The organism is Aquirufa antheringensis (assembly GCF_004307425.1).
GTDB lineage: Bacteria > Bacteroidota > Bacteroidia > Cytophagales > Spirosomataceae > Aquirufa > Aquirufa antheringensis.
In genome coordinates this window covers 136,274-162,773 of record NZ_SEWZ01000002.1, presented here as the reverse complement: position 1 = coordinate 162,773, position 26,500 = coordinate 136,274, and the positions used below count along the sequence as shown (strand labels likewise).

Below are 26,500 nucleotides of genomic sequence, written 5' to 3'. Positions count from 1 at the left end.
CGAATAAGGCTATTTAAAGGAGATTTTACCTAGGGGTAATTATTTGATAATATGGAAGAAAACTATACGATAAGAAAGGCAGAACAATCCGATGCTTCATCCGTAAAATGCTTGCTGGAGGAGTTAGAAAATCGCGAATTTGACCAAGGAATTTTCGATCGTATTTATGCGGAATACTTGCATACTCCTTTAACGCTTATGCAGGTTGCCGTCCATGGTGAGGATGAAATCGTCGGTTTCATTTCATGCAAGGGGCAATCCCTTTTACACCATGAAGGTCTCGTGTTTGAGATTCAAGAATTGATCGTGACCGCGTCGCACCAGGGTAGAGGAGTGGGTCGTCAATTAATCGCTGCATTAAAGCCTGAATTAGCGCAGCTAGGAGCTAAGTCGTTAGAAGTTACCTCGAACAAAAGGCGTAAAGAAGCCCACGCATTTTATCAATCCGTGGGCTTCCTGAATTCGCATGAAAAGTTTACGATTTACTTTTGACCTAGTTTCAAGGCTAACTTGATTTTGGTAAAAATATCGTAGTTATTGTAGATGCCTCCGAAAACTTCAGCGCCCGGACCGAAAGCAAATACCGGAATCATTTGACCCGTATGTCCTTTCGTCGTGAAGGCTCCTTTTACTTCACCTGTTTTCATATTTCCGCCCATTAAAGCGAATCCACCCGTTTCGTGATCTGCCGTAATAACGACTAAGGTTTCTTTGTCCTTTGCCGCAAAATCTAGGGCATATCCGATACTCTTATCAAAATCCACCATCTCTGTAATGATGTAGTCCGTATCGTTCGCGTGGCCACCCCAATCAATCTGGGAACCTTCGATCATGACGAAAAATCCTTTTTTGTTTTGGTGCAGAATCTCGAGTGATTTTTTAGTTGATTTCAATAAGGCATCGCCGCGACCTTCCATCACTTTGATTGGATTTTCCTCCGCGTACAGTGCGACAAGTGGGCCTCTAGTGATACCATCTACATCCAACGTCGATTGAACTTGGTAGCCTTTTTTGCGCAAGGTATCTAACAGATTCAGGCCGTCTTTTCGCTTCTCGAAATACTTTCTTCCACCACCGATGACCACATCGACCGGCGTTTTCATAAAATCCAATGCGATTTCTTCGTGCATCGAGCGTTTCAATTGATGCGCAATGAACGAGGACGGAGTGGCGTCTGTAATATCACAGGTAGAAACAAGTCCCGTTGCTAAACCTTTTTGTTCCGCCATTTCTAGTAGAGTGACAGAAGGAACTTTCAACGAATCTAATCCAATAGCCCCGTTATAAGTTTGCTTTCCTGTGGCAAAAGCTGTGGCTCCTGCGGCGGAATCAGTCACATAATTATCAGATGCTTGGTTTTTATGGAAACCGATTACCTTCACGCGTTCCAGATTGAGATGTCCTCGATTAGCGGTTAATCCCGCATAAATCTGGCTGACACCCATTCCGTCACCTATTAAAAGGATGACATTTTTAGGGGCTTTTTGGCCCATTAAACTTGCGCTTAACAAGCACAGAGCTATGATTTTTTTCATGAATATAGTTTTTGAATGTATTCTGCAGTGAAACCTGGCGAGGTGGTCATCCCTTTGCCACCAATTCCGTTGATAATATGGATCACGTCATCCACGACTTTCGTGAATACCTCTGACTGAGTTCCTTGTAAATAGAAACCAGCCCAGGTCGAATCGACGGTCCAGTTCTCAAGCGATGTGATTCGCTTCGCTTCCGCTAGCATCATCTCATTGATTTCAGAAGAGACTTCAAAACCAAAATTAGCCTGTTCTCCTGCCGGTACATATTCGTGCGAATCCCCTAAAATAATCGAGCCGTCATCTGCTTGTTTAAACAAGATGTGTATGCCTTTTGCCTGTAATTGTTTTTGCTCGGAAGACGTATAAATCTTTGAAAATGATGGGCAAGATTTGAAGCTATCGTAGCGACGAATCGTTAAGCCAGTTAGGATATTCGATTTGAGTATTTTCTTCTGAGGCGCTAATCGCAACATCTGCAATTTGCTGATTTTTAGCTCGGCTGTAGGGTAGTGTTCCGGTAATAAAAATTGGGTGTCTCTACCATTCGCCAGGATCACTTGATCTCCCCAAAACGTTTGCTTTTTCGAAGTCGTAATCATCGCAATGCCGCGCTTTTTTTCCACTGCAATGACGGGGCACAAATGATGGTAATGCAGGCCTAGATTTTTAATCATAAACTCGCGAACGCGGTGCACCATCACCAAAGGATTCAGCGAAGCTTCCTCCGGAATAAACAATCCCCCTTTCACGTACTCCTTTTTGAAATGGGGATTAATCTCTAACGTTTCTGAGGCAGTGTACAGGCGTGAGGTATAATCACGGTCTTTAAAAAGTTGCATCATTTCTTCCAGCAAGGTCATTTCTTGGTCATCCGAGGCAACGTACCAAGAACCGTTTTTTACTACGGAGATATCCACTTCTTCTTGTAGATCCTTGTAGATTTTCAAGGATTTTCTGCCGTAATCGAACCAGGAATCTAAGGCTTGACCGGAGGGAACCGCTTGCCCAAAATTACGAAAACTTGCTTCGTAAGGCTGCGCATCTTTCTCCAATAACAAGACTGATTTTCCTCTTCTAAGTGCGTGGTAGGCACAAAAAGTGCCGATGATTCCTCCGCCTACAATGACTAAATCGTATTTTCTATTTTTATACATAAGAGATGAGATCAGAAATTTTCTCTACAAGTCCATCGTTTGGATGTGCCGCTAATTGCTCCCGCGTGTGTGTCCCATTGCATACTCCTAAGGCGTAGCGAACGCCTGCATTTTTGCCAAAAAGCAAATCCACCGGTGTGTCACCCACATTAATTACTTCTTCTAGATCCGTAATACCTAGTGACTTCATGGCATAGTGTATCATCGCAGGAGAGGGTCTTCCTTCGCCATTTACCTCGTCCGGTGTCACCGAAAGATGAATGCTTGTCGAGGATTCCAAGTTAGCCACCCAGCCAAGGCGACCTAAAATAATATCCGCTACCTCGCGGTAAAAACCGGTGGTAAGCGCAATTTTAATTCCCTTCTGATGCAAGGCATCGAATAATGCCAAGCATCCTTCTGTAGGATAGACGGGTTGTGTCCGGTAATGATTTTCTAAGATGGTTTTAAAATCCGCATACGACTGCGCGGCTAGTTCGGTTATGCGTGGATCGCCTTCCCCTAATTGCTCTGTCCACAATAAAGTAAATACATACAATTTAGCATAGCCTTGTAAAGCTAGGATACGCTCGTCACTTGCATGTAGCTCGTTTTTAATGGCCGCTTGCTTAAAGCAATATTCGACTTCATGCTGGTCCATCACCGTGGTGCCGGCCATGTCTAAAACGACTAATTTGATCTTTTTCATGTACGAAATTACGACCCTTAGATTACCTAGTGGTTAAGCTCGTTTTATGAAATTGTTACGCTTTGAAATATGGTATTTTTCAAAGATTTACTAACGAAAAATTTATTTTAAAAACGTTACATAACATGTTCGTAACACATGGGGCATTTTCTTAACGATTTCTTGTTTTTTCTGATTCTTCCCCTTTAAATGAGCAGCTTACTTTTGCAGCAAATAATATTAAACAAACTCATATGAAAAACAATGTACAAATGTTTTTTGCTAAAATGAGCCCTAAATCGTTGATTTGGCTGGTTTTTGCAATGATCACTACGGTAAGTATGACTGCTTTCGGTCAGTCGCGTAGTTTGAAAGGAACGGTTACTTCTACAGAGGAGAAATCAGGTGTTCCAGGTGTTACTATCCGGGTGAAGGGTAGTTCTAAAGGTACGTTAACGGATGCACAAGGTGCTTATTCGATCTCCGTATCAGGAAATGAAGTTTTACAATTTTCCATGATTGGCTACATATCTAAAGAAGTAGCCGTTGGAAACGTTTCGGAATTAAATGTCGTATTATCTCAAGACGAAAAACAATTACAAGAAGTAGTTGTAACGGCCTTGGGTATTAAGAAAGACGTACGTAAAATAGGGGTTGCTATCCAAACGGTGGATGGAGCTAACACGATCAAAGCACGTGAGCCAAATGCGATTAACGCATTGTCAGGTCGCGTCGCTGGTTTAACGATCGGAGCTCAACCGGAATTATTACGTAAACCGAATATCTCGTTACGTGGTAGCTCGACTGTTCTTTATGTTGTAGACGGTGTGCCTATTAACTCAGATACATGGAATATCTCCCCAGATGATATCGAAACCTATTCGGTATTAAAAGGAGCATCTGCTTCTGCCTTGTATGGTTTCCGCGGTAAAAACGGTGCGATCTTAATCACGACAAGACGTGGTTCAGCTGATAAGCGCGGTTTCTCTGTGGAGGTGAACTCTTCTACGCAATTGCAATCAGGTTTCTATGCTATTCCAGAAGTGCAAGATGAATACGGTCCCGGTGATCACGGTAACTATTCTTTTGGTGATGGTAAAGGGGGTGGTTTGAACGATGGTGACTACGACGGTGGTTGGGGTCCTCGTTTTAACGGACAATTAATTTCTCAATATGATTCCCCAGTTGATCCGATTACAGGCATTCGTTCGAAGACGCCATGGGTTGCACGCGGAAAAGACAACTTGAAGCGTTTTTTAGAGACAGGTATCTTGTCTACGAATAACGTTTCAGTAGCAGCTACAGGGGAGAAATACAACTTGCGTTTCTCTACTTCTCATATCTATCAAAAAGGGATTGTTCCAAACACCCAATTGAATATGACGAACTTCAATATCACGGCTGATTATAAGTTCTCAAACAAATTGAAGTTTGAGTCGAACTTACAATACAACCGTCAATACACACCTAACATTCCAGATGTGAACTACGGTCCTAACTCAATCATTTACAACATCGTGTATTGGGCAGGTGCTGACTGGAATATTGATGATATGCGTAACTACTGGCAAAAAGGGAAAGAAGGTGTTCAACAGATTTATGCGGAATACCAACGTTACAATAACCCGTATTTCATGTCTTACGAATGGTTACGTTCTCACTACAAGACAGATGTCGTAGGTCAAGCGGCGTTGCGTTACACGTTTAACGAGAACTTGAACTTATTAGCACGTACGCAAGTAACAACTTGGGACATGGTGCGTACAGAGAAATTTCCTTACTCTGCAGGTACTTATGGTCGTGATGAGCGTCGTGGTGATTACCGGGAGGATCGCCGTTCTTTATTTGAGAACAATACGGAATTGTTATTAACATTCGATAAAGACTTGTTACCAGGCTTTAATACGAAAATTAACGCAGGTGCATCTCAACGTGTATTCCAATACAAGTCGATCTTCGCTTCTACGAATTATTTGAACGTTCCAGGTTTATACAACTTCTCGAACTCGGCTCTTCCAGTTCAGGTAGCTAACTTTGGTTCAGAAATGAATGTTCTTTCTGCTTACTACTCTGCAGACTTTTCATACAAGAAGTATTTAACGGTATTTGCTACAGGTCGTTTGGATAAATTATCTACGTTACCAGCTGGAAAGAACTCTTTCTTCTATCCTTCTTTCGGAGCTGTATCAGTGGTATCTGATTATGTGAATTTACCAGAGGTCGTTTCTTTCTTGAAATTCCGTGGATCGTATGCTAACGTAAAAGATGGTTTAACATCCTCTACGATTGATAACCGTGCAGGAACGTATTCTGGAGAAAACTATAACTCTCCTTACGATGGTCCATCTTACCAAAACAACACGGTTTACTCTACTGGTTTCTATTACAATAACCAAACAGGTGCAACGTATGGTAACGAATTGAGCAACCCGAACTTGAATCCATCTGAAACATCTCAGATTGAATTTGGTATGGACTTACGCTTGTTTAAAAACAAGATCGGAATCGATGCAGCGTACTTCATCTCGAATGATGGTCCTTCGATCTTCTCTTTACCTATCTCTTCTACTTCAGGTTATACATCAGCTTTAGTGAATGGTATCAAGACTCAGAAGAAAGGATATGAAATCTCGGTAACTGGAACTCCTGTTCAAACGGCTGACTTTAGCTGGGATGTGTTAGCAAACTACTCTACTTTTGAGCAACGTTTGACAGAAATTTATCCAGGTATTACGAGCTTAAATACCTTCTTAAAAGTGGGTGATCGTACGGATAAAATTTATGGTTCTGCTTTCGTTCGTACACCAGATGGCCAAATCATTAATACCTCAGGTGGTATTCCAGAGCGTTTAACAGGAACACAATCGCAATATTTAGGTAATGCAAACCCTGACTTCGTTTTTGGTTTGAATAACAAATTCACGTACAAGAATGTAAGCTTAAGCATCTTATTTGATGGACGTATCGGTGGTAAAATCATCAACTACACGCAACAACAAGCTTACCGTGGTGGTCGCCACATCGGTACGACACAAGGAATCTTCGCAGCAGCTCGTCCTCAAGACGCTTTAGGTGTGAAAGCATTTGTAGGTCAAGGAGTAGTCGTTTCTAACGGTGTTGCGATCAAGTACGATGCAAACGGTAAAGTAACGAACTTCTCTGAATTGCAATTCGCTCCTAACACAGTGAAAACGTTCGTACAAGATTACGTAGGTCGTTACTACAACACGAACGAAGGTAACTTAATGAGCCGTTCATTCGGAATGTTAAAAGAAGTTGTTTTAGGTGTGAAACTTCCTACTAAATGGTTTGGTAAAGCAGTTTCTGGCGCAAACGTTTCTTTCGTAGGTCGTAACTTATTGTACTTCGCTGAAGCTAAGGATACAGATTTATCTCAGTATTTGACGGACGGAGCTACAGGTACTCAAACTCCTTCTGTTAGAAGCTACGGAGTTAACTTAAACTTCACATTCTAATTTTTTTCACTCTTATAAATGAGTCAAACAATGAAAATTAAAAATATAATCTTAGGCCTGTTGAGCTTCTCGGTATTAGCTTTAACTAGCTGCGAGAAGACCTTCGATCAGTTAGAGAAAGATTCTAACCGCGCGGTGCAAGTTCCTGCTTCTTTAGTTTTGCAAGCAGTGGAATACAATGTGATGAATGATAATGGTCGTCCATTCTCTGCGGAGATGCGTTGGAACCAGTTCTATTGCTCTAACTATAACTATTATGCAAATAATGAGTATAATTTAGGCCAAATGCCTAACCAATATACGACCTTGAAAAACGTCGTAAAGATGGAGGAGGAAGCAAAGAAATTAGGTTTGCCAGACGTGAACGGTTACTCTGCTTTAGGTAAATTCTTCCGCGCCTATTTCTTTGATCAAATGTCGAAGCGCGTAGGTGACTTGCCTATGACTGATGCCTTGAAAGGAATCACGAACACAGCTCCTAAATACGATTCTCAAAAAGTGATCTACGTTCAAATCTTGAAATGGTTAGATGATGCAAACGCAGATTTAGCTACAGTAATCGCAAGAGGTGAAACAGTTTCAGGTGATTTCTATTTCGGTGGAGATTTGAAGAAATGGCAAAAAGTAGTAAACGCATACCGTTTACGTGTGTTGATCACTTTGTCTAAGAAAGATACAGATGCTGAATTAGGCGTTAAAACTAAATTTGCTGAGATGGTAGGTAATCCTACAAAGTATCCATTATTAGGGTCAAATGCAGAGTCTTTACAATTTGTTTGGAACTCATTCAACAAATATCCTTCAAACCCGGATAACTTCGGTTTCGATGCGACGCGTCAAAACATGGCTTCTACTTACGTAGGTTTCTTGTCTTCTACACAAGATCCACGTGTGATGGTTACGTGTGAGCCAGCTGGTTCAGATTTGAAAGCAGGTAAATTGCCATCTGACTTCACGGCCTACCGCGGTGCAGGTTCAGGTGATAACATTGATGACATGGCTAAGAATGCGGGTTTATCGAATGGTGCAGGTTTTGCTCCAGGTATCTATTCTTTCCAAAGCCGTTCCCGCTACTACCAAAACTACACAGGAGAAAACACGTTTCTAGTAGGGTATCCTGAGTTATGCTTTAACATCGCTGAAGGATATGCACGTGGTTGGGCTACAGGTTCTGCTGAAGATTGGTACAAGAAAGGTATCAAGGCATCGCACGCTTTCTACGGAATCGTAGAGGGAGCTAACACGTTTACGTATTCTAAAACGGGTACAAAAGACGCCGCTGACCAAACGAAGTACACAGTGAACTTCAACTTCGATACTTATTATGCACAGTCAGCTGTAGCGTATGACGCAACGAATGCGATCCAGAAAATTGTTTCTCAGAAATACGCAGCCTTCTTCATGAACTCAGGAATGGAAGCTTATTTTAACTGGAGAAGAACAGGTTTCCCAGCGTTCTCTTCAGGAGTAGGAAATGGAAACTCGAATCGCATCGCTCAGCGTTGGATCTATCCAGCAACAGAGAGAACGGCGAATGCAACGAATTACACCGCTGCAATTACTAGCCAATACGCTGGTAAGGATGACATCAACGACGTCATGTGGTTGAACAAATAGTCGATGATTCTGGTACAAAAAAAGGAGGGACATTGTCCCTCCTTTTTTTTATTATCTCAAATTACTTTTTTGCTTTTGGTGCTCTTGCTCTAGGTTTCGCTGGAGCTTTAACTACAGGTGCCTTTTTAGGCGCTGCTGGTGCATCAGGTTTTTCTTTTGCAATAAGTGCAGCAAGTAATTTTGCTTTTGCTAGTTTTTTAGCCTCCTTCTCTTTCTTTTTAGCTGCTTTTTCTGCTTTCTTTTTAGCATCTTTCTCTGCTTTATGTTTCGCTTTAGCCTTTTCTTTCTCTTGTTCTGCGATCAGTTTGCTATATTTTTTGACGACCGAAGTAATGGATTTTTCCGTCTCATTAAGGACTTTTTTGGCGTTCTTTTCAGTTAAACCTTTCAGCTTTGGAAGAATGGCTTGAACTAGTTGGTCGGTTAATTTTTTATTATCCTCACTCATTTTATTGGGATTATAGTTGTCTTCAAACTTATGTAAAGATTTCAGGAAAAGAAACTTTAATGCAGTAAGTTTTAATCAAATACAGAAAATTTAATATTGGCTTTTTGGAGTGATTAATAATTACGTAACATTCAATTAACAATTCCTTAACATTGGATTAGATGGGGTTCCTTATTTTTGCATTGCAATTAGCACCAATATTAACCTTTAAACATGTTCGGATTAGACCCAACGCTCGTATTTCTACTGTTTTTCTGCCTTTTTGCGGCCTGTGCCTTTGAATTCGTAAACGGATTCCACGATACAGCAAATGCAGTAGCCACTGTTATTTACACGCATTCTTTGCAACCTACGCAAGCTGTAGTTTGGTCTGGTTTCATGAACTTCTTAGGTCTTCTGACGGGAGGTGTAGGAGTGACCATGAGCATTATTGGGCTATTGCCCACCGAACTTCTCATGGACGCTGATGTATACCATTCCATGGCCATGGCATTAGCGTTATTGCTTTCTGCGATTCTATGGAATGTGGGAACTTGGTATTTTGGTATCCCTGCTTCAAGCTCACACACGCTCATTGGTTCAATTATTGGTATCGGAGTAGGACATGCCTTATTGCCAGAAGCTTCAAATAAAGGAATATCGTCTATTAACTGGGACAAGGCTATTGAAATTGGACAAGCACTACTTTTGTCGCCATTATTCGGTTTTGCCGCGGCTATCATTTTGATGTATATCTTAAAGAAAACTGTTAAAAACAAAGAGATCTTCAAAGAGCCTAAGAAGAAATCACCTCCACCCATGTGGATTCGTGCGATCTTAATTACGACCTGTACGTTAGTTTCGTTCTTTCATGGTCGTAATGATGGCCAAAAGGGAATCGGTTTAGTGATGGTTATTTTGATCGCTTTCTTGCCAGGCTATTTTGCTGTCAATACAAATCTTGACTTGGTTCAAGTGAAGGAAAGTTTAACCACAGTGCAAACGATCACAGCTAAAATTGATACCATCCCGTTGTCAGAAAAAGAACGGGAGAGCTACCATAAATTAGTCAAGTCTTCTACTGCATTGAGCGCGATTATCGCTACAGGAGTAACACCTAAAACATTGACTACAACTCAAAAGTTCGACATTCGTAATGCAGCTTTGACGATCAATAAACAATCAAAGAAATTACTAGAAAGCGAATCAGTGGCTTTATCCTCTGGAGATAAGAAAGCATTAAAGAAAGCTACGCAAGGTGACAAGGCTCCATTCTTTAGTTATGGAAATTCCTCTTCATCTGGAATTGCTGGAGTGACGGATTTCGCACCAGCTTGGGTGATGTGGATGGTTGCCTTATCCTTAGGTTTAGGTACAATGGTCGGCTGGAAACGTATCGTAGTAACGATAGGCGAGAAAATCGGAAAGAATCACTTAACCTTTGCGCAAGGTGCATCAGCAGAATTAATCGCTTCCTTAACGATTGGTTTAGCAACAGCTTATAAGTGGCCAGTTTCTACGACACACGTTTTGTCTTCAGGTATCGCTGGAACGATGGTAGCTTCAAAAGGTATTAAGAACTTACAAGGAGGAACTGTTAAGAGCATTGTTTTAGCTTGGGTTTTAACCTTGCCGGTAACGATTATTTTATCTGCTACCTTATTCGTTTTATTCCGCTGGATAGCCGCATAATAAAATTCAAGGGGGGATTCGAATAGGATCCCCCTCTTTTTTACAAACACCAATATATCATGAAAAAAAATCTTCTCCTAACAGGAGTCTTGGCTTGCCTTTGCCTGATTTCTGCCCAGGCACAAACTGCTCCAGCCCCTAAAAAATGGTACGATTCTTTCTCCATTCGCGGTTATGCACAAGTTCGCTACAACCGACTTTTTGAAACAAATCCGAATCTAAAATCAGAACAAGGCGATAAAAGCATTGGTGATAATGGAGGGTTTTTTGTTCGTCGTCTTCGAATCATATTTAGTGGCCAAGTAAGTGAGCGTGTATATTTCTACATCCAACCGGATTTTGCGAGTAGCGCCTCTTCTACTTCTCTTCATTTTGGACAGATTCGGGATGCTTATTTTGATCTAGGTTTAGATGCAAAAAACGAATTTCGTTTTAGAGTAGGACAAAGTAAGGTCCCTTTTGGCTTTGAAAACATGCAATCCTCTCAAAATCGTTTGCCATTGGACCGTAACGATGCCTTGAATAGTGCCGTATCTAACGAACGTGATTTAGGAGTATTCTTTTACTGGGCGCCAGCATCTGTTCGTAAATTATATTCTTCATTAGTAGCGGATGGATTAAAAGGGTCAGGTGATTATGGCGTTTTTGGTTTAGGTGCTTATAATGGCCAAACAGCGAACAAGCCTGAATTAAACGACGCGCCTCATATTGCAGCACGCCTTTCTTATCCGGTTCAGATCAAAAATCAAATCATTGAAGCGAGTATTCAAGGCTATTCTGGTCAGTGGGTAATGGCCTCTGATCAATTAAGTGCAGGGGTGAAAGCAAAGGCTGACAAATCATATTTAGATGAGCGTTATGCTGCGAGTTTTGTGCTATACCCTAAGCCCTTTGGAATTCAAGCTGAATACAATGTGGGTACAGGACCAGAATTTAACAAAGCAACTGATGCTATTGAGAATCAAAAATTATCTGGTGGCTACGTGACCGCATCCTATAAAATAGATTGGAAAAAACAGGTGATAATCCCATTCGTACGTGTTCAGCATTATGAGGGAGGGAAAAAGCACGAATTAGATGCACGTAGTTACCGCGTGGATGAAACAGAACTAGGTGTAGAATGGCAACCAAACAAAAACTTTGAGCTAGTTGCCATGTATACCATGGCGACAAAACGAGCAGAGGATTTCAAACTACAAGAAAACTTGCAATCAGGGAACATGCTCCGCTTGCAAGCTCAGGTTAACTTCTAATAGATAGAGGCCAGCGATTTCGCTGGCCTTTTTAATTTACTGTGACCAGCGGAATCTTCGTCTGCCCAGCATCCCGGATAAACCCGTTCCTTGGTTTTGGCCAAAGTTTGCCACATAAACTGGCTGAGCAATTAAATCACTTAAATGACCCGCCATTAAGCTTTGGGATTTGTCCACCCATTCTTGGTATTGATCTTTCACTGAAACGTGAGAAGGTAGGTAGTTCTTGAAAATGCTTAAATCGAAAGAAGTGGCACCAATTCCTGCGCCTGACATCTCGCCGTCAAACGCATTGATCATTTGTTCAATGTGATTAGGCACCGGAACCATCATCGCTGGTTTGCCTAGGTACATCGCCTCAGCAACGGATTCAAAACCGGCGGTAGAAATTAAGCCAGCACATTCCGTCATTTTCGCTAAATAATTCTCCGCATCAATCGGGTGGAAAGTCAAGGAGTCAGAATAGTGATACGTCTCTTTGCGCGCTGGATTATCCCAAAAGCAATCTAACTTTACCTCCGGATTCGCATTTGACCAGTTCATGATATCTTCTGATAAACGGAAGTGCGTTAAATACGCTAACCAACGCTCACCCGCTTGAGGGACAATGCTTTTTACTTGCTGACGCAACAGGGGAGGCACAACCTCAATCTTCGCGTCGTTATCGATTGGTCGGAAAGATAAGCCTAACAGCTTCTTCGAACCGATCGACGTGATCATCGTATTCATATTTAAAAGCATTCGGTCGATCTTCTTCTCTGGAATACTTTCGAAGTTCTTATTTAGTAACAAGTATTGATGCCCCACAGACATCGTTGGGATTTTGGATCCCGATTTTAATTTATATAAACCCGTGATAGACTCGTAGAAGTTTACGATTCCATCTGGTTTTAGCTCATTTATAAACGCCTCTAGTTGTGTAGCGCTTTTCCAAAAAGTCTTGAAATTCGTGAAGGCCTGCGCCGCTGTTTTAAAAAGCTGTACCGATTTCCCATTCCCAAAAATAATGGACGGGCTCTCGTATTGTAGCACCGGCGTATCTCCAATAAAGTCGAGGAAAAACGACGGGATTTTACGCCCTTGAAAAGATCCCACTGCATAACCGATCACTTCGTGACCCGCCTCGCGTGCAATTTGTGTGAAAGAGATCGCCTGCGTTAAATGTCCGCGACCCTCGCCTTGTACGGTAAATATGAACTTTCCCATCTTACACAGCGATTGCCTCGCCTAAAATTTCGTTTAACTCTGCTTTCAAATTATACAGCGGGAATTCGATGATTTGCCATTCCCCCTGGTGTGTTTCCACTAAGGCCGTCAATGATTCCACCCAATCGCCAGAATTCATGTAGGCGATTCCGTCGATCATTTTGATTTCTGCCTTGTGGATATGGCCACAGATGATGCCATCCGCGCCTTTGGCCTTCGCTAACTCCGCTAGTTTCTCCTCAAAATCCGATATGAAATTCACCGCCGCCTTCACTTTCTGCTTAATCACCTGCGATAAAGAATAGTAAGGCTTTCCTTGCCAGCTGCGGTATTGATTATACCATTTATTCAGCCACAACAAGAACGTGTAGCCGATGTCGCCTAGGTAGGCTAGCCATTTCATTTGGCTGGTAATGCTGTCGAAAATATCGCCGTGTGTAATGAAGTATTTCTTGCCAAAACTCTTCAACATATAATCCTGGCGAATCGAAAACTGCTTTCCAATCTTCAACGGAAGCACTTGCTCCAAGAAATCATCGTGATTCCCACGCAAATAAATCACCTCCGTATCCCACTTGTCCATCATCTTTAACACACAACGGAAAAAGGCCGTGTGCTTCTTCTTCCAGCTGCCTCCTTTTTTTAGTTGCCAGCCGTCGATGATATCGCCGTTTAAGATGAGTTGGTGGCACGAATGTGCGCGTAAGAATTCGTTTACCTCGGCTGCTTTAGCTCCCTTGCTACCTAAATGCAAGTCTGAGATAACGATCGTTTTGTAGGTGGGTTGAGAATGATGGCCCATGTTTGCCTATTTGGTTTACCAAAAATAGGCCATCACTTTAACCTCCCTATTAAGAGAATATTACTCTATTGTTAAATCTACCAAACCATTGGTACCTCAATCAACAACACCTTCGTGCCCGCTGTTGAAGCCTTTACTTCAATGGTTTCTGTTTCGGAAATCCCGATGGCATCCCTGCGTCCCAGTTTCTCGCCAGCCACTTCAATTCCGCCTTCAATCACAAAGACAAATGCCCCTTGCTGTGCGCCATGCAACGCATAACTCAGGCTCTCACCTTCCGAAATTTCAGTCATGTTAAAATACGTATCTTGATTTACCTGCAATGAATCAATGTCCGTGCCCAGTGGCGAAACCACCGTCTTCCATTGTCCCTTAAAATCGGCTGGATTGTACGTGCGCTGATCGTAGCGCGGAGTGATATTTTTCAGCTTAGGCATGACCCAGATTTGGAACAGTTCCAAACCTTCTGTTTGACTCGCATTAAACTCCGAATGGTAAATCCCAGAGCCTGCAGACATAATCTGCACATCCCCCGCATTAATAATGCCATTCGTTCCCATCGAATCCTCGTGCGCCACCGCGCCTTTCATCGGAATGGTTACGATCTCCATATTATCATGCGGATGTTTGCCAAAACCCATCCCCGCCGCAATAAAATCATCATTCAGTACGCGCAACGCACCGAAATGAATGCGCGCCGGATTATAATAACCAGCAAAGCTAAAACTAAAGGCGGTCTTTAACCAGCCGTGATCGGCTGTTCCGCGAGAGGAGGCAGGGTGTAGTTCGGTTTTCATAAGCAGTAGTCGGTAGTCGGTAGTCGGTAGTCGGTAGTCGGTAGTCGGTAGTCGGTAGTCGGTAGTCGGTAGTCGGTAGTCGGTAGTCGGTAGTAAAGTCTAAGCGCTAAAGTTAAGTAATTCTGGTGATTTGAATTTAATTAATACGCTATAAAACCAAAAGAGCCAGAACAAAGTTCCAGCTCATTTGACCACTGACTTAATCACTAGCGACTAGTGACTAGTGACTATCGACTATTGACTTATCACTATCGACTATTGACTTATCACTATCGACTATTGACTATCGACTATTGACTTATCACTATTGACTATCGACTATTGACTATTGACTATCGACTATAAATATTGATTCGCATTCGTCGCGTTCAAGTCTTCGAAAGCTGTTTTTAAACGAGCTACCAAAGTCTCTTCGCCCTTACGTAACCAAACACGTGGGTCATAGTATTTCTTGTTCGGAGAATCGTCACCTGTTGGGTTACCGATTTGGCCTTGTAAATAAGCCTCATTTGCTTTGTAGAATCCTAAGATACCTTCCCAGAACGCCCATTGCGTATCTGTATCGATATTCATTTTGATCGCACCATAAGATAATGCCTCACGGATTTCCTCACGAGATGAACCAGAACCACCGTGGAATACGAAGTTGATTGGTTTCTCAGCTGTTAAGCTATACTTCTCTTTGATGAATTCTTGTGAGTTCTTCAAAATTACTGGTTGCAACTTCACGTTACCCGGCTTGTAAACTCCGTGTACGTTACCGAATGCCGCAGCGATCGTGAAACGGTGAGAGATTTTGGACAATACTTCATAAGCATAAGCCACCTCTTCCGGTTGTGTATATAATTTAGATGAATCTACATCAGAGTTATCCACGCCATCTTCTTCGCCACCTGTAACACCTAATTCGATTTCTAAGGTCATGCCCATTTTAGACATACGCTCTAAATATTTAGCGCAGATTTCTAAGTTTTCTTCCAAAGGCTCTTCCGACAAATCAATCATATGAGAAGAGAACAAAGGTTGTCCTGTCTCAGCGAAGAATTTCTCACCCGCATCTAATAAACCGTCGATCCAAGGCAATAATTTTTTCGCACAGTGGTCTGTGTGTAAAACTACTTGAACACCGTATGCTTTCGCCATTTGGTGAACGTGGTAAGCGCCAGAGATCGAACCAGCGATTGCCGCTGCTTGATTCTCGTTAGAAAGCGTCTTTCCAGCGTAGAAAATACCGCCACCGTTAGAAAATTGGATGATTACCGGAGAATTCACCGCTTTCGCTGCTTCTAATACGGCATTCACCGTATCTGTACCTGTTACGTTAACCGCTGGTAAAGCGAATTGATTTTTCTTAGCGATTTCAAATAACTCTTGAACCGCATCTCCGTGCAACACTCCTGTTTGATTGGATAAACTTGACATAATGCTTTTTTTTCTTGGGAAATAAATAAAAACTGCCTGATTTTCAGCAACTAAAGCCCAAAAATACGAATTATTATTGATTTTTCGAAGGGAGGAAGGGCCAAAGTCGTCACTGCGTGACTCAGTCGTCACTGCCGCGATCTGGTCACGACTGCGTCGTTTAGTCGCCGCTTTGCGGCTTGGTCATCGCTGGCGCGATCTAGTCACGACTGCATCGTTTAGTCGCCGCTTTGCGGCTTGGTCATCGCTGGCGCGATCTAGTCACGACTTTTTGACCAAGTCACGCAGTGACGACTAGGCCGCAGGCGACCAAATCGCGAAGCGATGACTAAGACGAAGTCGACTGAGTCACGCATTGACGACTAAGCCGCAACGCGGCGACACCTAATATCATCAAATTGTAAAATCTGAATAACCCAAGACAGTATTTCACCCGCAGGAACGTATATTTATTCTTCTATAAACAACACATGAAAACAACCTTCTTATCCCTTCTTTTCTTAGGCATCAGCTGTGGAGCTTTTGCCCAGTCAGATTTGCCATCTGAATTAAAAGCGAAACAAGTCACTTTGCCTAATGGCTGGAAATTATCTCCACATGGTTCTTCAATCGCGTTAGGAGATTTGCCTTTGCACGTGGCAGTTTCACCTAACCAGAAATACCTGTTGGTAACCAATAACGGCCAAAGTGTACAAAGCTTGCAGTTAATCGATGCAGCCTCTCAGCAGGTCTTAGATTCGAAGAAACTAGAAAAGTCTTGGTATGGTTTAAAAGTGGCTGCGGATAATAAGACCGTTTATGCCTCTGGAGGAAATGATAATTGTATCTTGGTCTTTGAAATCGTTGCGGGTAAGCTCGTAGAAAAAGATAAAATAGCACTGACAACAGACAAGAAAGCGGTCATCTCTCCGGCTGGAATTGAATTAGATGACGCGCGTGGCTTGTTATATGTGGTGACAAAGGAAAACAATTCCTTGTATGTGGTGGATGCTAAAACGAAGTCAGTACTTTCTGTGCACGCTTTGCCTGCGGAGGCTTTCACGTGTTTGTTGAATAAAAAGAAAGACTTGTTGTATATCTCGGTGTGGGGAGCACGTCAGGTGTTACCTTTTCAAACGGGAACAAAACAATTTTTGCCGGCCATTGCGGTGGGCGATCATCCGAATGAATTATTGTTAACTAAGAATGGGGCAACCTTATATGTTGCGAATGGCAATGACAATTCAGTTTCAGTGGTGGATACCCGTGCAGGGAAGGAAGTGGAGGTTTTGAATGCCGCTTTAGTACCTAATGCATTGGAGGGGAGTTCGACAAATGGTTTGGCCTTGTCTGCAAACGAAGAACGTTTGTATATCTCTAACGCTGATAATAATTGCTTAGCGGTTTTTGAAGTTGAAAAGCCGGGGCAATCGAAGTCCCTAGGTTTCATTCCCGTAGGTTGGTATCCTACTTCTATTCAGGTGGTCAAAGGGAAGTTATTCGTCGCGAACGGCAAGGGTTTTTCTTCTTTTGCTAACCCGAATGGCCCTAATCCTATCGAAAAGAAACAAACGGTGACCTATCAAAAATCAGATAACAATCCCAATGTTCGCAGCGAATACATTGGAGGTTTAATGAAAGGAACGATGTCCGTTTTCAATGAGCCATCTGAAAAAGAATTAGCCATTTTATCCGCGGTGGTTTATCAAAATACGCCGTATACGAAGGAGCGTGAACTAAACGCTTTGGGGGAAAAAGGGAATCCCATTCCCATGAAAGTGGGGGACGCTTCGCCCATTAAATACGTCTTCTATATTTTGAAAGAGAATCGTACCTATGACCAAGTGTTGTCCGATGTGGCAGGAGGAAATGGGGATACAACCTTGCTTTTGTTTGGCGAAAAATACACGCCTAATCAACACAAGTTGGTAAAGGATTTCGTGCTATTAGATAATTTCTATGTGGATGGCGAAGTGAGTTCAGATGGACACAACTGGTCTACTTCTGCGCATGCGACAGATTATTTAGAAAAAACGTGGCCTACTTCTTATGGTGGACGCGGCGGTCAATACGATGGCGAAGGGAACCGCGCGATTGCGAATCCGAAGAATGGTTTTATCTGGGATTACTGCAAGCGTGCGGGTGTTTCGTACCGCACCTACGGGGAGTTTGCGGATAATTTCAAGCCCAATATTCCGGTCATTGCAGATCATTTCTGTCCTGATTTCGCTTCTTTTGACCAAAACGTCATGGACACGACGCGTTTCCACGCTTGGAAAAGAGATTTTGATCGTTTGCTTGCTTTGAACCAAGTCCCTCGCTTTAATTCCATGCACTTCCCTAATGACCACACAGAAGGGCAGCGACTAGGTAAAAAGACCCCATTTGCTTACGTGGCTGACAATGATTACGCCATCGGTTTGTTTATGGAACACTTATCGAAATCCCCTATTTGGAAAGAAACAGCGGTTTTCATCGTAGAAGATGATGCCCAAAACGGCCCAGACCACGTTGACGCTCACCGCACGACGGCTTATTTAGCAGGTGGATTTGTGAAGCGCGGATTCGTGGATCACACGCCGTATTCGACTTCGTCGATGTTGCGTACGATGGAATTAATTTTAGGCTTGCCTCCGATGAGCCAATACGATGCGGCGGCTACTCCTATGTTCCGAAGTTTTACAGCCACTCCTAATGAGACCCCATTTATCCATGAATTGCCCCGTACAAATTTGTTTGAGCTGAACGTTAAAAATACGCCCAGTGCTCAAAAAAGTGCGAAATTTGATTTCAAAAAGGAGGATTCAATTCCTGATTTAGAATTCAGTGAGGTGATTTGGAAAGCGGTGAAAGGAGAGGACTCTGTGATGCCAGCACCCCGCAGAGCGGCGATTTTAGCTACAACTGATATCGATTAATAATGAATTTATTTCTTGTAACAGTAATTGGTGTCCGATTGGCGTTTTCTAACCTTTCGGACACTTTAGTAAATGTGGTGGTCAGCGCTAGCAGGCAACCCGTGGCGACGCAGCGTTTAGCCATTCCGGTATATGCCGCGAAAGTAAAAAGCAACACTTTAATGAATACCCCTGAACTACTTTCGAGTGCGCCGGGTGTCTTTTTGCAACGTACGAACCAGGGCGGAGGCTCTGCTTTTGTCCGCGGTCTCACAGGAAATCAAACGCTCTTAGTATTAGATGGGATTCGCTTCAATAATTCCACTTTTCGCTACGGACCTAATCAATATTTAAATACGATTGATCCCTTTTCGTTGGACCAAATCGAGGTGGTTCGCGGTTCGGGTTCGGTACAATATGGATCTGATGCCTTGAGCGGAGCCGTGCATTTGATCTCTAAAAAGCCCTCCTTTGGGAAAAAGGATTGGTCAGGCCAAATCCTGGGACGAGGAATCAGCCAAGGAATGGAATTGAGTGGTTTAGCTCAAGTTAATTTTCAATCCGAGCGTAAGTCCTTTTCCATTGTAGCGGGGAAGAAAACCTTTGGCGATATTACCCGAGGCGGAGGCGGCTCTTTTCAGCGCCCTACTGGCTATGAGGAACAAAATGTGCAGCTACAATACCGCGCAAAATTAGGTAACCATTGGACGCTAGAAAACTTAGTCCAGCAAAATACACAGGATCATGTTCCAGTATACCATAAAATTCAATTGGAAAATTTCGCCTTACATGAGATGACCTTGCAGTCTTATCGCCGGGCTTTTTCACGGCTGTTGTATTTGGGTGATCAATCTTGGATGCAGTCTGCGGAGCTCACAGCCTCTTTCCAAGAGAGTCTCGAGCAGAGAGCTCTTCAGAAAAAAGGGAGTGTGACTTTGCGTAAAGAGGAGGATCAAGTACGTACTATTGGAATTATAGGCCAAATCAAAAGCGAGTTCATCCCTGGCCTTCACAGCATGACTGGCCTTGAATATTATGCAGATGGGGTAAGAAGTAGTCGTGAAGATATAGCTACAAAAACGTCTGCGTTACGTGCCTTGTATCCGGATAAATCGCAATACACTTCGCTTTCTGCCTTTAGTTTGCATGAATTCGCCTACCGCGCCTGGCAAGTGCACGCTGGATTGCGTTACCAACATACGTCTGCGTTTTTACCAGATACGACGGTGGGGAATGCCACTATTTCGCTAGGAGCGCTGGTGTATGACGGCGGTATTTCTTTCGCGATAAGTCCGCAGGTGACTGTTTTTGGCTCGGTTTCATCCGGTTTTCGGGCGCCAAATTTAGATGATTTGGGCAGTTTGGGCATCGTTGACTTTCGTTATGAGCAGCCAGCTTACCAGTTAAAGCCGGAATATTCGTTGACGAAAAACGTTGGATTTCGTGTTCAAAGTCGCCGTTACAGGGCAGAATGGACGGCATTCCATACTTCTTTAACTAATTTAATTACTCGTGTTAAAACGGCAGAAATCTTACAGGGTTATCCCGTATATCGAAAGGAAAATGTGGATCAGGCTTATTTGTATGGTTTTGAGTGGTCGCAAACGCTGACTTTAGGCGAACACTTTAGGATAGGGAATTCGATTTCTTATGTTTTGGGCCAAAACCAAACACAAAACGAACCCATGCGCCGCATTCCCCCTTTGAATGGAAATGTTTCACTGAACTACCACCTAGCCAAAGGAAACATTGCCTTACTTTGGAATTTTGCGGATCGCCAAGATCGCTTGAGCGCCGGTGACAAATCCGATAACCGGATGAATCCGGACGGAACAGCTGGCTGGGGAATTCTACAGCTGCAAGCCAATTATAAAATGACACCCCACATTCAACTAGGAATGCAGGGTGTGAATCTAGGAGATGTTCCTTATCGAATGCATGGTTCTGGAATCGATGGCATGGGAAGAAGTTTCCATTTGCAAATCGGATACCAGTGGTAATTAATGGTTTTTTCTTTGGTCCTCCTCATTATCCATCTCTACGGTCTTCTTGATTTTACGCCAATCAATCGTGCGATTGTAGCGAATCATCGTCTTGTCCGCATCGAAGATCCGTTTATCCGGGAAGCTAAATTCATAGGGCTTGAAATTAGGTGTTTCTGTAAAGAAATCATCTAATATGCTCGCCGTTTGATCGTAATGGTTTACCGCAGGAATACCTAAAAGCGTATAAATCACGCGTAGAATCGACCCAAAATTCGCGTGGCGATGCGACACATAATCCCTTTTCACATACGGTCCGGCCATCATCAAAATACTGCGGTGTGCATCGATGTGATCGACACCTCCCTGCGGATCATCTTCCGTAACAATCACCAGCATATTTTTCCAATACGGCGTATGCGATAAGAATTGTAACATGCGGCCTAGCGCTAAATCATTATCGGCCATAAAAGAGGAGCGGTACGGGAATCCAGCTGTAGAATCCAAATCCCCACCGTGGTCATTCGGCAGCTGAATAGTCACCAAAGCGGGCATTTTTTCTTTGCCGCTCAGCCACTTCTCGGTGAACTCTGTTTCGAATTGTTCTGCTCTGAATTGATCTGGAATGCTGGTGTTAAAACCCGCATAATTATGACTTGTATTTTTAAACAAAGCTTTTTGCATGGGCACCATCACGATGTGACCGGCCCCCGTTAGCGTATCTGACCATGATTCACGCACGTGCCCAGTCTCATTCGCTTCTCCAAAATTATAGAACGGGATATTCTTGCGCTCTAAAGCCTCCCAAATCCCGCCAATCTCTGCATAATCCTCCGGATCCATACTGCCCGTTGAACCTGGGAAACGACGTCCTGGCGCTTCAGAGAAGTAGTTAGCGGATTTAGAAACACTCGAATTCGTCTCCACCCATTCGTTCGGAATCACCCCCATCATCCAGTGGTGGCCATGAATGGACGCATCTGAATCACAGTAGAAGTTATCACTCATCGAGAATGCCTTGGCGATTTGGTGGTGATTAGGGGAAACGTCCACATTTTTAAAGGTTTTGCCTTTTTCATAAACCGTTCGATTAAGTCCAAAACGCGCAATCGTCGAATCCCCATTCGCCCCTTTAAACTGGCCAAAAAACTCATCATACGTTCTGTTCTCTTTCGTAATGTAAACGATGTGCTTGATGGGAGATTGACCCGGTTTCGCGATCGAGAAGGTGGCATTGCCTCTTTTCGATCCGTCCTTTACGACAAAGGTGTTGTTTTTAACTTGTGTGGTTAAAGCCGCTAAACCTGTCGCCGAAGGCATCGGAATCGCTTGGAACGTGCCTAATTGTACATCGCCTATGTAGGTTCCTTGTTTAGGCGCCTTGTATCCAGCACCGCCATTAGGCCCTGCACCATACCCACGACATGAAGTCACATATAGCATCTTTTCGTCCGCTGATAATTTCACACGTGTAGGTCCCCAACCCGTAGGAATGAATCCTTTTGTGATGGCCGATTTTACATCGATCACCGCAACTGCATTTAATCCTAATAACGTCACATACAAGGTTTTCTCATCTTTACTTAAGGTCAAACCGAACGGCAAATACCCTCTGCGCTTATCTAACAAAGTAGAAAACTGAATAGGAATGTGTGTCTTGATTTTTTTGGATTTATAATCGATTACCGCGATGTTATCGTTCGTCGCATTACTCACATAAATAAATTGGGAACCCACCGCGATGGAATTTGGACTAGAACCACCCACAACTTCCATTTCTTCTACCATCTCACCTAATTGAAAACCAGGTTTGTATATTTTCTCCGTTTGGTTCGTCTGAAGATTAATTTGAAAGACACTCATCGCCTCATCTGCTCTCGGATCGCCCAGGCCTGGAATTTTCTTACCATTTATCACGGTCCCTTCCCGCGATTCTTTCGTATCATTTCCATACGGATGGTATGGAATATACTGCGATTGAATATTTTCCGGCGTCGTTCCCTCCACAATCGGATACGCATACATGCCCACATTCGCCACGAAAGCAAACTGATGATCTGGACTTAAGGTAATGCCAAAAGGCAAGCGTCCCGTCGCCGTACTCGATTTCAATCCTCCCGTACCTAAATCAATGCGGACAATTCGGTAATTCGCCTGGTCTAACACCAGTAATTCGTTTTTTTCGGAAATGAGCGCCATATCCGATGCAAAACTATCTTTAAAGGTCTTTTCGCCTATTTTCCCATCTAGTGAAATGGTTCTAATCACCTTACCCGTTAAAATATCCACTTGATGCACATTTCCGGCATCCCCGCCGCTGAGGTAAAAGCTTTGGCTATCTGAGGCAAACACAATACCTAGAAAGGAACTCTTTCCGTATGGAGAAACTTTATCAGATGTTCCAAAATCCGGGAAACGCTTCGACGTATGATTAATCAAATCCACCCGCGTAAACGCCGCATTGTGAATCGTAACCGCCCATTTCTTGTCTGGACTAATCGATAACCCAAACGGATCATCCGTAATACGAATCGTTTTTCCCGCCGGCGTCACATAACGTCCGCTTGGAAGCACTGAATGTCCATTGGTATCAATCTTCGCAAATTCGTTTATGCCTGGCACTTCCAGAATCTGCTGCGCCTGAGCTGAAGTGATGGTGAATAATAAACTAAGTAGAAGTCCGTATTTTCTCATAAGTATAGGAAATGTTTCTGCTAAAGTAGATAAGCCAGGGGGGAAGTATGTTATGGGAGTGTCAAATTTAGTCACGACTGCGTCGTTTGGTCGCCGCTTTGCGGCTTGGTCACGACTGCGTCGTTTGGTCATCGCTTTGCGGCTTGGTCATCGCTGCGCGATTTAGTCATCGCTGCGCGATTTAGTCGCCGCTTTGCGGCTTAGTCATCGCTGCGCGATTTAGTCGCCGCTTTGCGGCTTGGTCCGGAGGGAATGAGTCCGAGGATCATTTACCATTCACTATTTACCATCTATACTCTCTACTCTATAATCTATACTCTAAAGGAGTCCGAAGGGAATGAGTCCGAAGTCCGGAGGATTTTATAATCTACTATTCACCATTCACCATTCACCATTTACCATCTTTATTCTAGTTGATTTAAAGCATAGAGCACAAAGCATAAAGAATAAAGTTGGTTAAAAACGCTAAGCGTTTTTAGGGTCTCATGAAATGCTGTAAACGCTATCTCTACTCTATACTCTATACTCTAAAGGAGTCCGAAGGGAATGAGTCCGAAGTCCGGAGGATTTTATAATCTACTATTCACCATTCACCATTCACCATTTACCATCTTTATTCTAGTTGATTTAAAGCATAGAGCACAAAGCATAAAGAATAAAGTTGGCTAAAAACGCTAAGCGTTTTTAGGGTCTCATGAAATGCTGTAAACGCTATCTCTACTCTATACTCTCTAATCTACTATCTCCTTTATGCTTTGTGCTTTATTCTTTATGCTCTTTCCCTATCCATTCCCCATTTTCACTGTCGACTCCCGACTAGTGACTAGCGACTAATCTCCTGATTCTCAAAATATTTTTACCCACCCCCTTGTTTGTATTATTTTTTTTCCTACCTTTGCACTCCCGTTCGACAAACGCAGTTTTTTATTCAGAGAGAGGTTGGCAGAACTTCCCGAATTTATTTAAAACACATAAAATGCATGTCAAACAGGTCTTAAATCGAGGAAAGCTTGATTTTTGTGTTAGAACTGGTATTGATTGATGACCGCTGAATGCCCAGCCCATTAATTAAATATTAAGCTACACAAGGTGTTTTTTCACTGTTATCCACAGTGGACTCATCTTGTCGCCTTATACCAATTCTGCTTTTTTTTATTGTTTAGATTCCTATATCACGTTCAGTTGAACGATGATTTTGAATAAAAGTCTTACAACAAGCCACGATAGCCTTGTAAGCATATTTATATTTTAAATATTAACATATTATGTCAGGAATTATTGGTAAAAAAGTCGGAATGACTAGCCTATACATGGAAGACGGTAAAGCTGTTCCATGTACGCTAATTGAAGCCGGTCCTTGTGTGGTTACACAAGTGAAAACTGTAGAGAAAGAAGGCTATAACGCTGTTCAAATCGGCTACGGTGAGAAAAAAGAAAAGCACACAACAAAATCTTTGTTGGGTCACTTCAAAAAAGCAAATACAACTCCCAAGAAGAAATTGGTAGAATTTCGCACGTTTGAGCAACCTCTTGCATTAGGGGATGTTTTAACTGTTGAGATGTTAGAGCTAGACACTTACGTTGACGTAGTGGGTACTTCTAAAGGTAAAGGTTTCCAGGGTGTTGTTAAGCGTCACGGATTTGCCGGTGTGGGTGGTCAAACTCACGGTCAGCATAACCGCGGTCGTCACCCGGGTTCAATTGGTGCGTGTTCATTCCCATCTCGTGTATTTAAAGGCTTACGCATGGCGGGTCGTACAGGTGGTAATCGTGTAAAGGTTCAAAACTTACAAGTTTTGAGAATCTATCCAGAGAAAAACTTATTAGTAGTTTCTGGATCAGTACCTGGAGCTAAGAACTCATACGTAATCATTGAAAATTAAAAATTGGGCCTAGCCTAAACAATAGACATTCTGAAACATGGAATTATCAGTATATAACATAGCAGGAAAAGATACCGGAAAGAAAATTACTCTTTCTGACGAAATCTTTGGTATCGTTCCTAACGAGCATGTGGTTTACTTAGATGTGAAGCAATATTTAGCTAACCAACGTCAAGGAACACACAAAGCGAAAGAGCGTGCAGAAGTTTCTCGCTCGACTCGCAAGATTAAGAAACAAAAAGGTACGGGTGGTGCGCGTGCAGGTTCAATGAAATCTCCTTTGATGAAAGGTGGTGGACGTATCTTCGGACCACGCCCACGTGATTACCACTTCAAGTTGAACAAGAAAGTGAAAGCATTGGCACGCCAATCAGCTTTAGCTGCTAAGGCTCAAAGTGGAGATATCGCGATCTTGGATTCAGTTTCTTTCGCAACACCACAAACGAAAGCGTATTTAGCGATGTTAAAGGCGCTTCAATTAGATAACACTAAGACATTATTGATCACTCCAGAAGTAGACAAGAATGTTGTATTATCTGGTCGTAACGTTCCTAAGACTAAGGTAACAACCGCAGGAGATGTGAACACATACGATTTAGTGAACGCAGGTAAGTTGTTAATCACGACTGCAGCGATTGAAAAAATTGAGTCATCATTCAGTAACTAATTGACAGAAGTTTTTCTGTTATAAACGAAAATAAAAATGGGCATTATTAAACGTCCGGCCTTGACTGAAAAGTCGCAAGCCATGCAAGAGAAAGGCCAATACACGTTTGTTGTTGAGTTGACAGCAAATAAGATTGAGATTGCCAAAGAGGTGAAGAAGATGTACGGTGTTGATGTTCAAGATGTGAAAACAATGCGTCAGATTGGAAAAGTAAAATCCAAGTCTACACGTACGAAAGTCACTTCTGGACGTACTTCTACGATCAAGAAAGCAATTGTAACAGTAGCTCCAGGTGAAGTAATTGACTTCTACCAAGGAATCTAATTAAAAAAACTAAGGGGGTTCATCCC

Annotated in this window: 19 protein-coding genes; 10 read left to right on the top strand and 9 right to left on the bottom strand. The window is 42.8% G+C overall.

All coding sequences use genetic code 11. The features are described from left to right. The first annotated feature begins 51 nt into the window (after nt 1–51). A complete protein-coding gene (locus EWU21_RS03690; protein WP_130895461.1) occupies nt 52–492 on the top strand; it encodes a GNAT family N-acetyltransferase in 441 nt (146 codons plus the stop codon). On the opposite strand, the gene EWU21_RS03685 is transcribed toward EWU21_RS03690, so the two are convergent. The 3 genes from EWU21_RS03685 to EWU21_RS03675 are packed head-to-tail and all read right to left on the bottom strand — an operon-like array spanning nt 483 to nt 3,377. Beyond that, complete coding sequence (locus EWU21_RS03685; RefSeq protein WP_130895460.1) at nt 483–1,535, bottom strand: alkaline phosphatase; 1,053 nt, start codon at nt 1,533–1,535, stop codon at nt 483–485. The genes EWU21_RS03690 and EWU21_RS03685 overlap by 10 nt on opposite strands. Then, entirely contained in the window at nt 1,532–2,689 is a 1,158-nt protein-coding gene (locus EWU21_RS03680; RefSeq protein WP_130895459.1) for a TIGR03364 family FAD-dependent oxidoreductase, read from the bottom strand. The genes EWU21_RS03685 and EWU21_RS03680 overlap by 4 nt, the downstream gene beginning before the upstream one ends. Continuing rightward, entirely contained in the window at nt 2,682–3,377 is a 696-nt protein-coding gene (locus tag EWU21_RS03675; RefSeq protein WP_130895458.1) for an HAD family hydrolase, read from the bottom strand. Before EWU21_RS03675 ends, EWU21_RS03680 begins: the two co-directional genes overlap by 8 nt. Before the next feature lie 233 nt (nt 3,378–3,610). Here EWU21_RS03675 and EWU21_RS03670 point away from each other — a divergent pair, with 233 nt between their 5' ends. Continuing rightward, complete coding sequence (locus tag EWU21_RS03670) at nt 3,611–6,832, top strand: SusC/RagA family TonB-linked outer membrane protein (protein ID WP_236633165.1); 3,222 nt, start codon at nt 3,611–3,613, stop codon at nt 6,830–6,832. Between the two features lie 30 nt (nt 6,833–6,862). Then, complete coding sequence (locus EWU21_RS03665) at nt 6,863–8,449, top strand: SusD/RagB family nutrient-binding outer membrane lipoprotein (RefSeq protein WP_130895457.1); 1,587 nt, start codon at nt 6,863–6,865, stop codon at nt 8,447–8,449. A 61-nt stretch (nt 8,450–8,510) separates the two neighbouring features. Here the strand turns inward: EWU21_RS03665 and EWU21_RS03660 are convergent, their stop codons facing one another. Beyond that, a complete protein-coding gene (locus tag EWU21_RS03660; RefSeq protein WP_130895456.1) occupies nt 8,511–8,897 on the bottom strand; it encodes a hypothetical protein in 387 nt (128 codons plus the stop codon). A 213-nt stretch (nt 8,898–9,110) separates the two neighbouring features. Here EWU21_RS03660 and EWU21_RS03655 point away from each other — a divergent pair, with 213 nt between their 5' ends. Both EWU21_RS03655 and EWU21_RS03650 read left to right on the top strand, forming a co-directional pair. Beyond that, complete coding sequence (locus EWU21_RS03655) at nt 9,111–10,568, top strand: inorganic phosphate transporter (protein WP_130895455.1); 1,458 nt, start codon at nt 9,111–9,113, stop codon at nt 10,566–10,568. A gap of 59 nt (nt 10,569–10,627) precedes the next feature. After that, on the top strand, nt 10,628–11,821 hold the full coding sequence (locus EWU21_RS03650) for a porin (RefSeq protein WP_130895454.1): 1,194 nt from the start codon (nt 10,628–10,630) through the stop codon (nt 11,819–11,821). Between the two features lie 36 nt (nt 11,822–11,857). Here EWU21_RS03650 and EWU21_RS03645 read toward each other — a convergent pair whose 3' ends face one another. The 4 genes from EWU21_RS03645 to fbaA all read right to left on the bottom strand — a co-directional run bounded on the left by EWU21_RS03645 (nt 11,858) and on the right by fbaA (nt 16,048). Further along, nucleotides 11,858–13,027, bottom strand: a complete 1,170-nt coding sequence (locus EWU21_RS03645; RefSeq protein WP_130895453.1) for a glycosyltransferase family protein — start codon at nt 13,025–13,027, stop codon at nt 11,858–11,860. 1 nt (nt 13,028) lies between these two features. Continuing rightward, entirely contained in the window at nt 13,029–13,829 is an 801-nt protein-coding gene (locus EWU21_RS03640; RefSeq protein ID WP_130895452.1) for a UDP-2,3-diacylglucosamine diphosphatase, read from the bottom strand. 77 nt (nt 13,830–13,906) lie between these two features. Continuing rightward, complete coding sequence (locus tag EWU21_RS03635; RefSeq protein WP_130895451.1) at nt 13,907–14,626, bottom strand: pirin family protein; 720 nt, start codon at nt 14,624–14,626, stop codon at nt 13,907–13,909. Nucleotides 14,627–14,965: 339 nt separating this feature from the next. After that, nucleotides 14,966–16,048 carry a class II fructose-bisphosphate aldolase gene (gene fbaA / locus EWU21_RS03630; RefSeq protein ID WP_130895450.1) on the bottom strand — a complete coding sequence of 361 codons (1,083 nt, stop codon included), beginning with the start codon at nt 16,046–16,048 and terminating at the stop codon, nt 14,966–14,968. A gap of 470 nt (nt 16,049–16,518) precedes the next feature. Here fbaA and EWU21_RS03625 point away from each other — a divergent pair, with 470 nt between their 5' ends. Together EWU21_RS03625 and EWU21_RS03620 are read left to right on the top strand one after the other, a co-directional pair. Continuing rightward, complete coding sequence (locus tag EWU21_RS03625) at nt 16,519–18,945, top strand: bifunctional YncE family protein/alkaline phosphatase family protein (RefSeq protein ID WP_130895449.1); 2,427 nt, start codon at nt 16,519–16,521, stop codon at nt 18,943–18,945. A gap of 2 nt (nt 18,946–18,947) precedes the next feature. Further along, on the top strand, nt 18,948–20,924 hold the full coding sequence (locus tag EWU21_RS03620) for a TonB-dependent receptor plug domain-containing protein (RefSeq protein ID WP_130895448.1): 1,977 nt from the start codon (nt 18,948–18,950) through the stop codon (nt 20,922–20,924). Here EWU21_RS03620 and EWU21_RS03615 read toward each other — a convergent pair whose 3' ends face one another. Continuing rightward, a complete protein-coding gene (locus tag EWU21_RS03615) occupies nt 20,925–23,600 on the bottom strand; it encodes a bifunctional YncE family protein/alkaline phosphatase family protein (RefSeq protein ID WP_130895447.1) in 2,676 nt (891 codons plus the stop codon). 1,265 nt (nt 23,601–24,865) lie between these two features. Between EWU21_RS03615 and rplC the strand changes: the two genes are divergently transcribed. The 3 genes from rplC to rplW are packed head-to-tail and all read left to right on the top strand — an operon-like array spanning nt 24,866 to nt 26,474. Beyond that, nucleotides 24,866–25,483, top strand: a complete 618-nt coding sequence (gene rplC / locus EWU21_RS03610; RefSeq protein ID WP_130895446.1) for a 50S ribosomal protein L3 — start codon at nt 24,866–24,868, stop codon at nt 25,481–25,483. Between the two features lie 37 nt (nt 25,484–25,520). Then, the gene (rplD, locus tag EWU21_RS03605) at nt 25,521–26,150 is read left to right on the top strand and encodes a 50S ribosomal protein L4 (protein WP_130895445.1); all 630 of its coding nucleotides are present in this window, start codon (nt 25,521–25,523) and stop codon (nt 26,148–26,150) included. Between the two features lie 36 nt (nt 26,151–26,186). Continuing rightward, entirely contained in the window at nt 26,187–26,474 is a 288-nt protein-coding gene (gene rplW / locus EWU21_RS03600) for a 50S ribosomal protein L23 (RefSeq protein WP_130895444.1), read from the top strand. Nucleotides 26,475–26,500 lie beyond the last annotated feature (26 nt).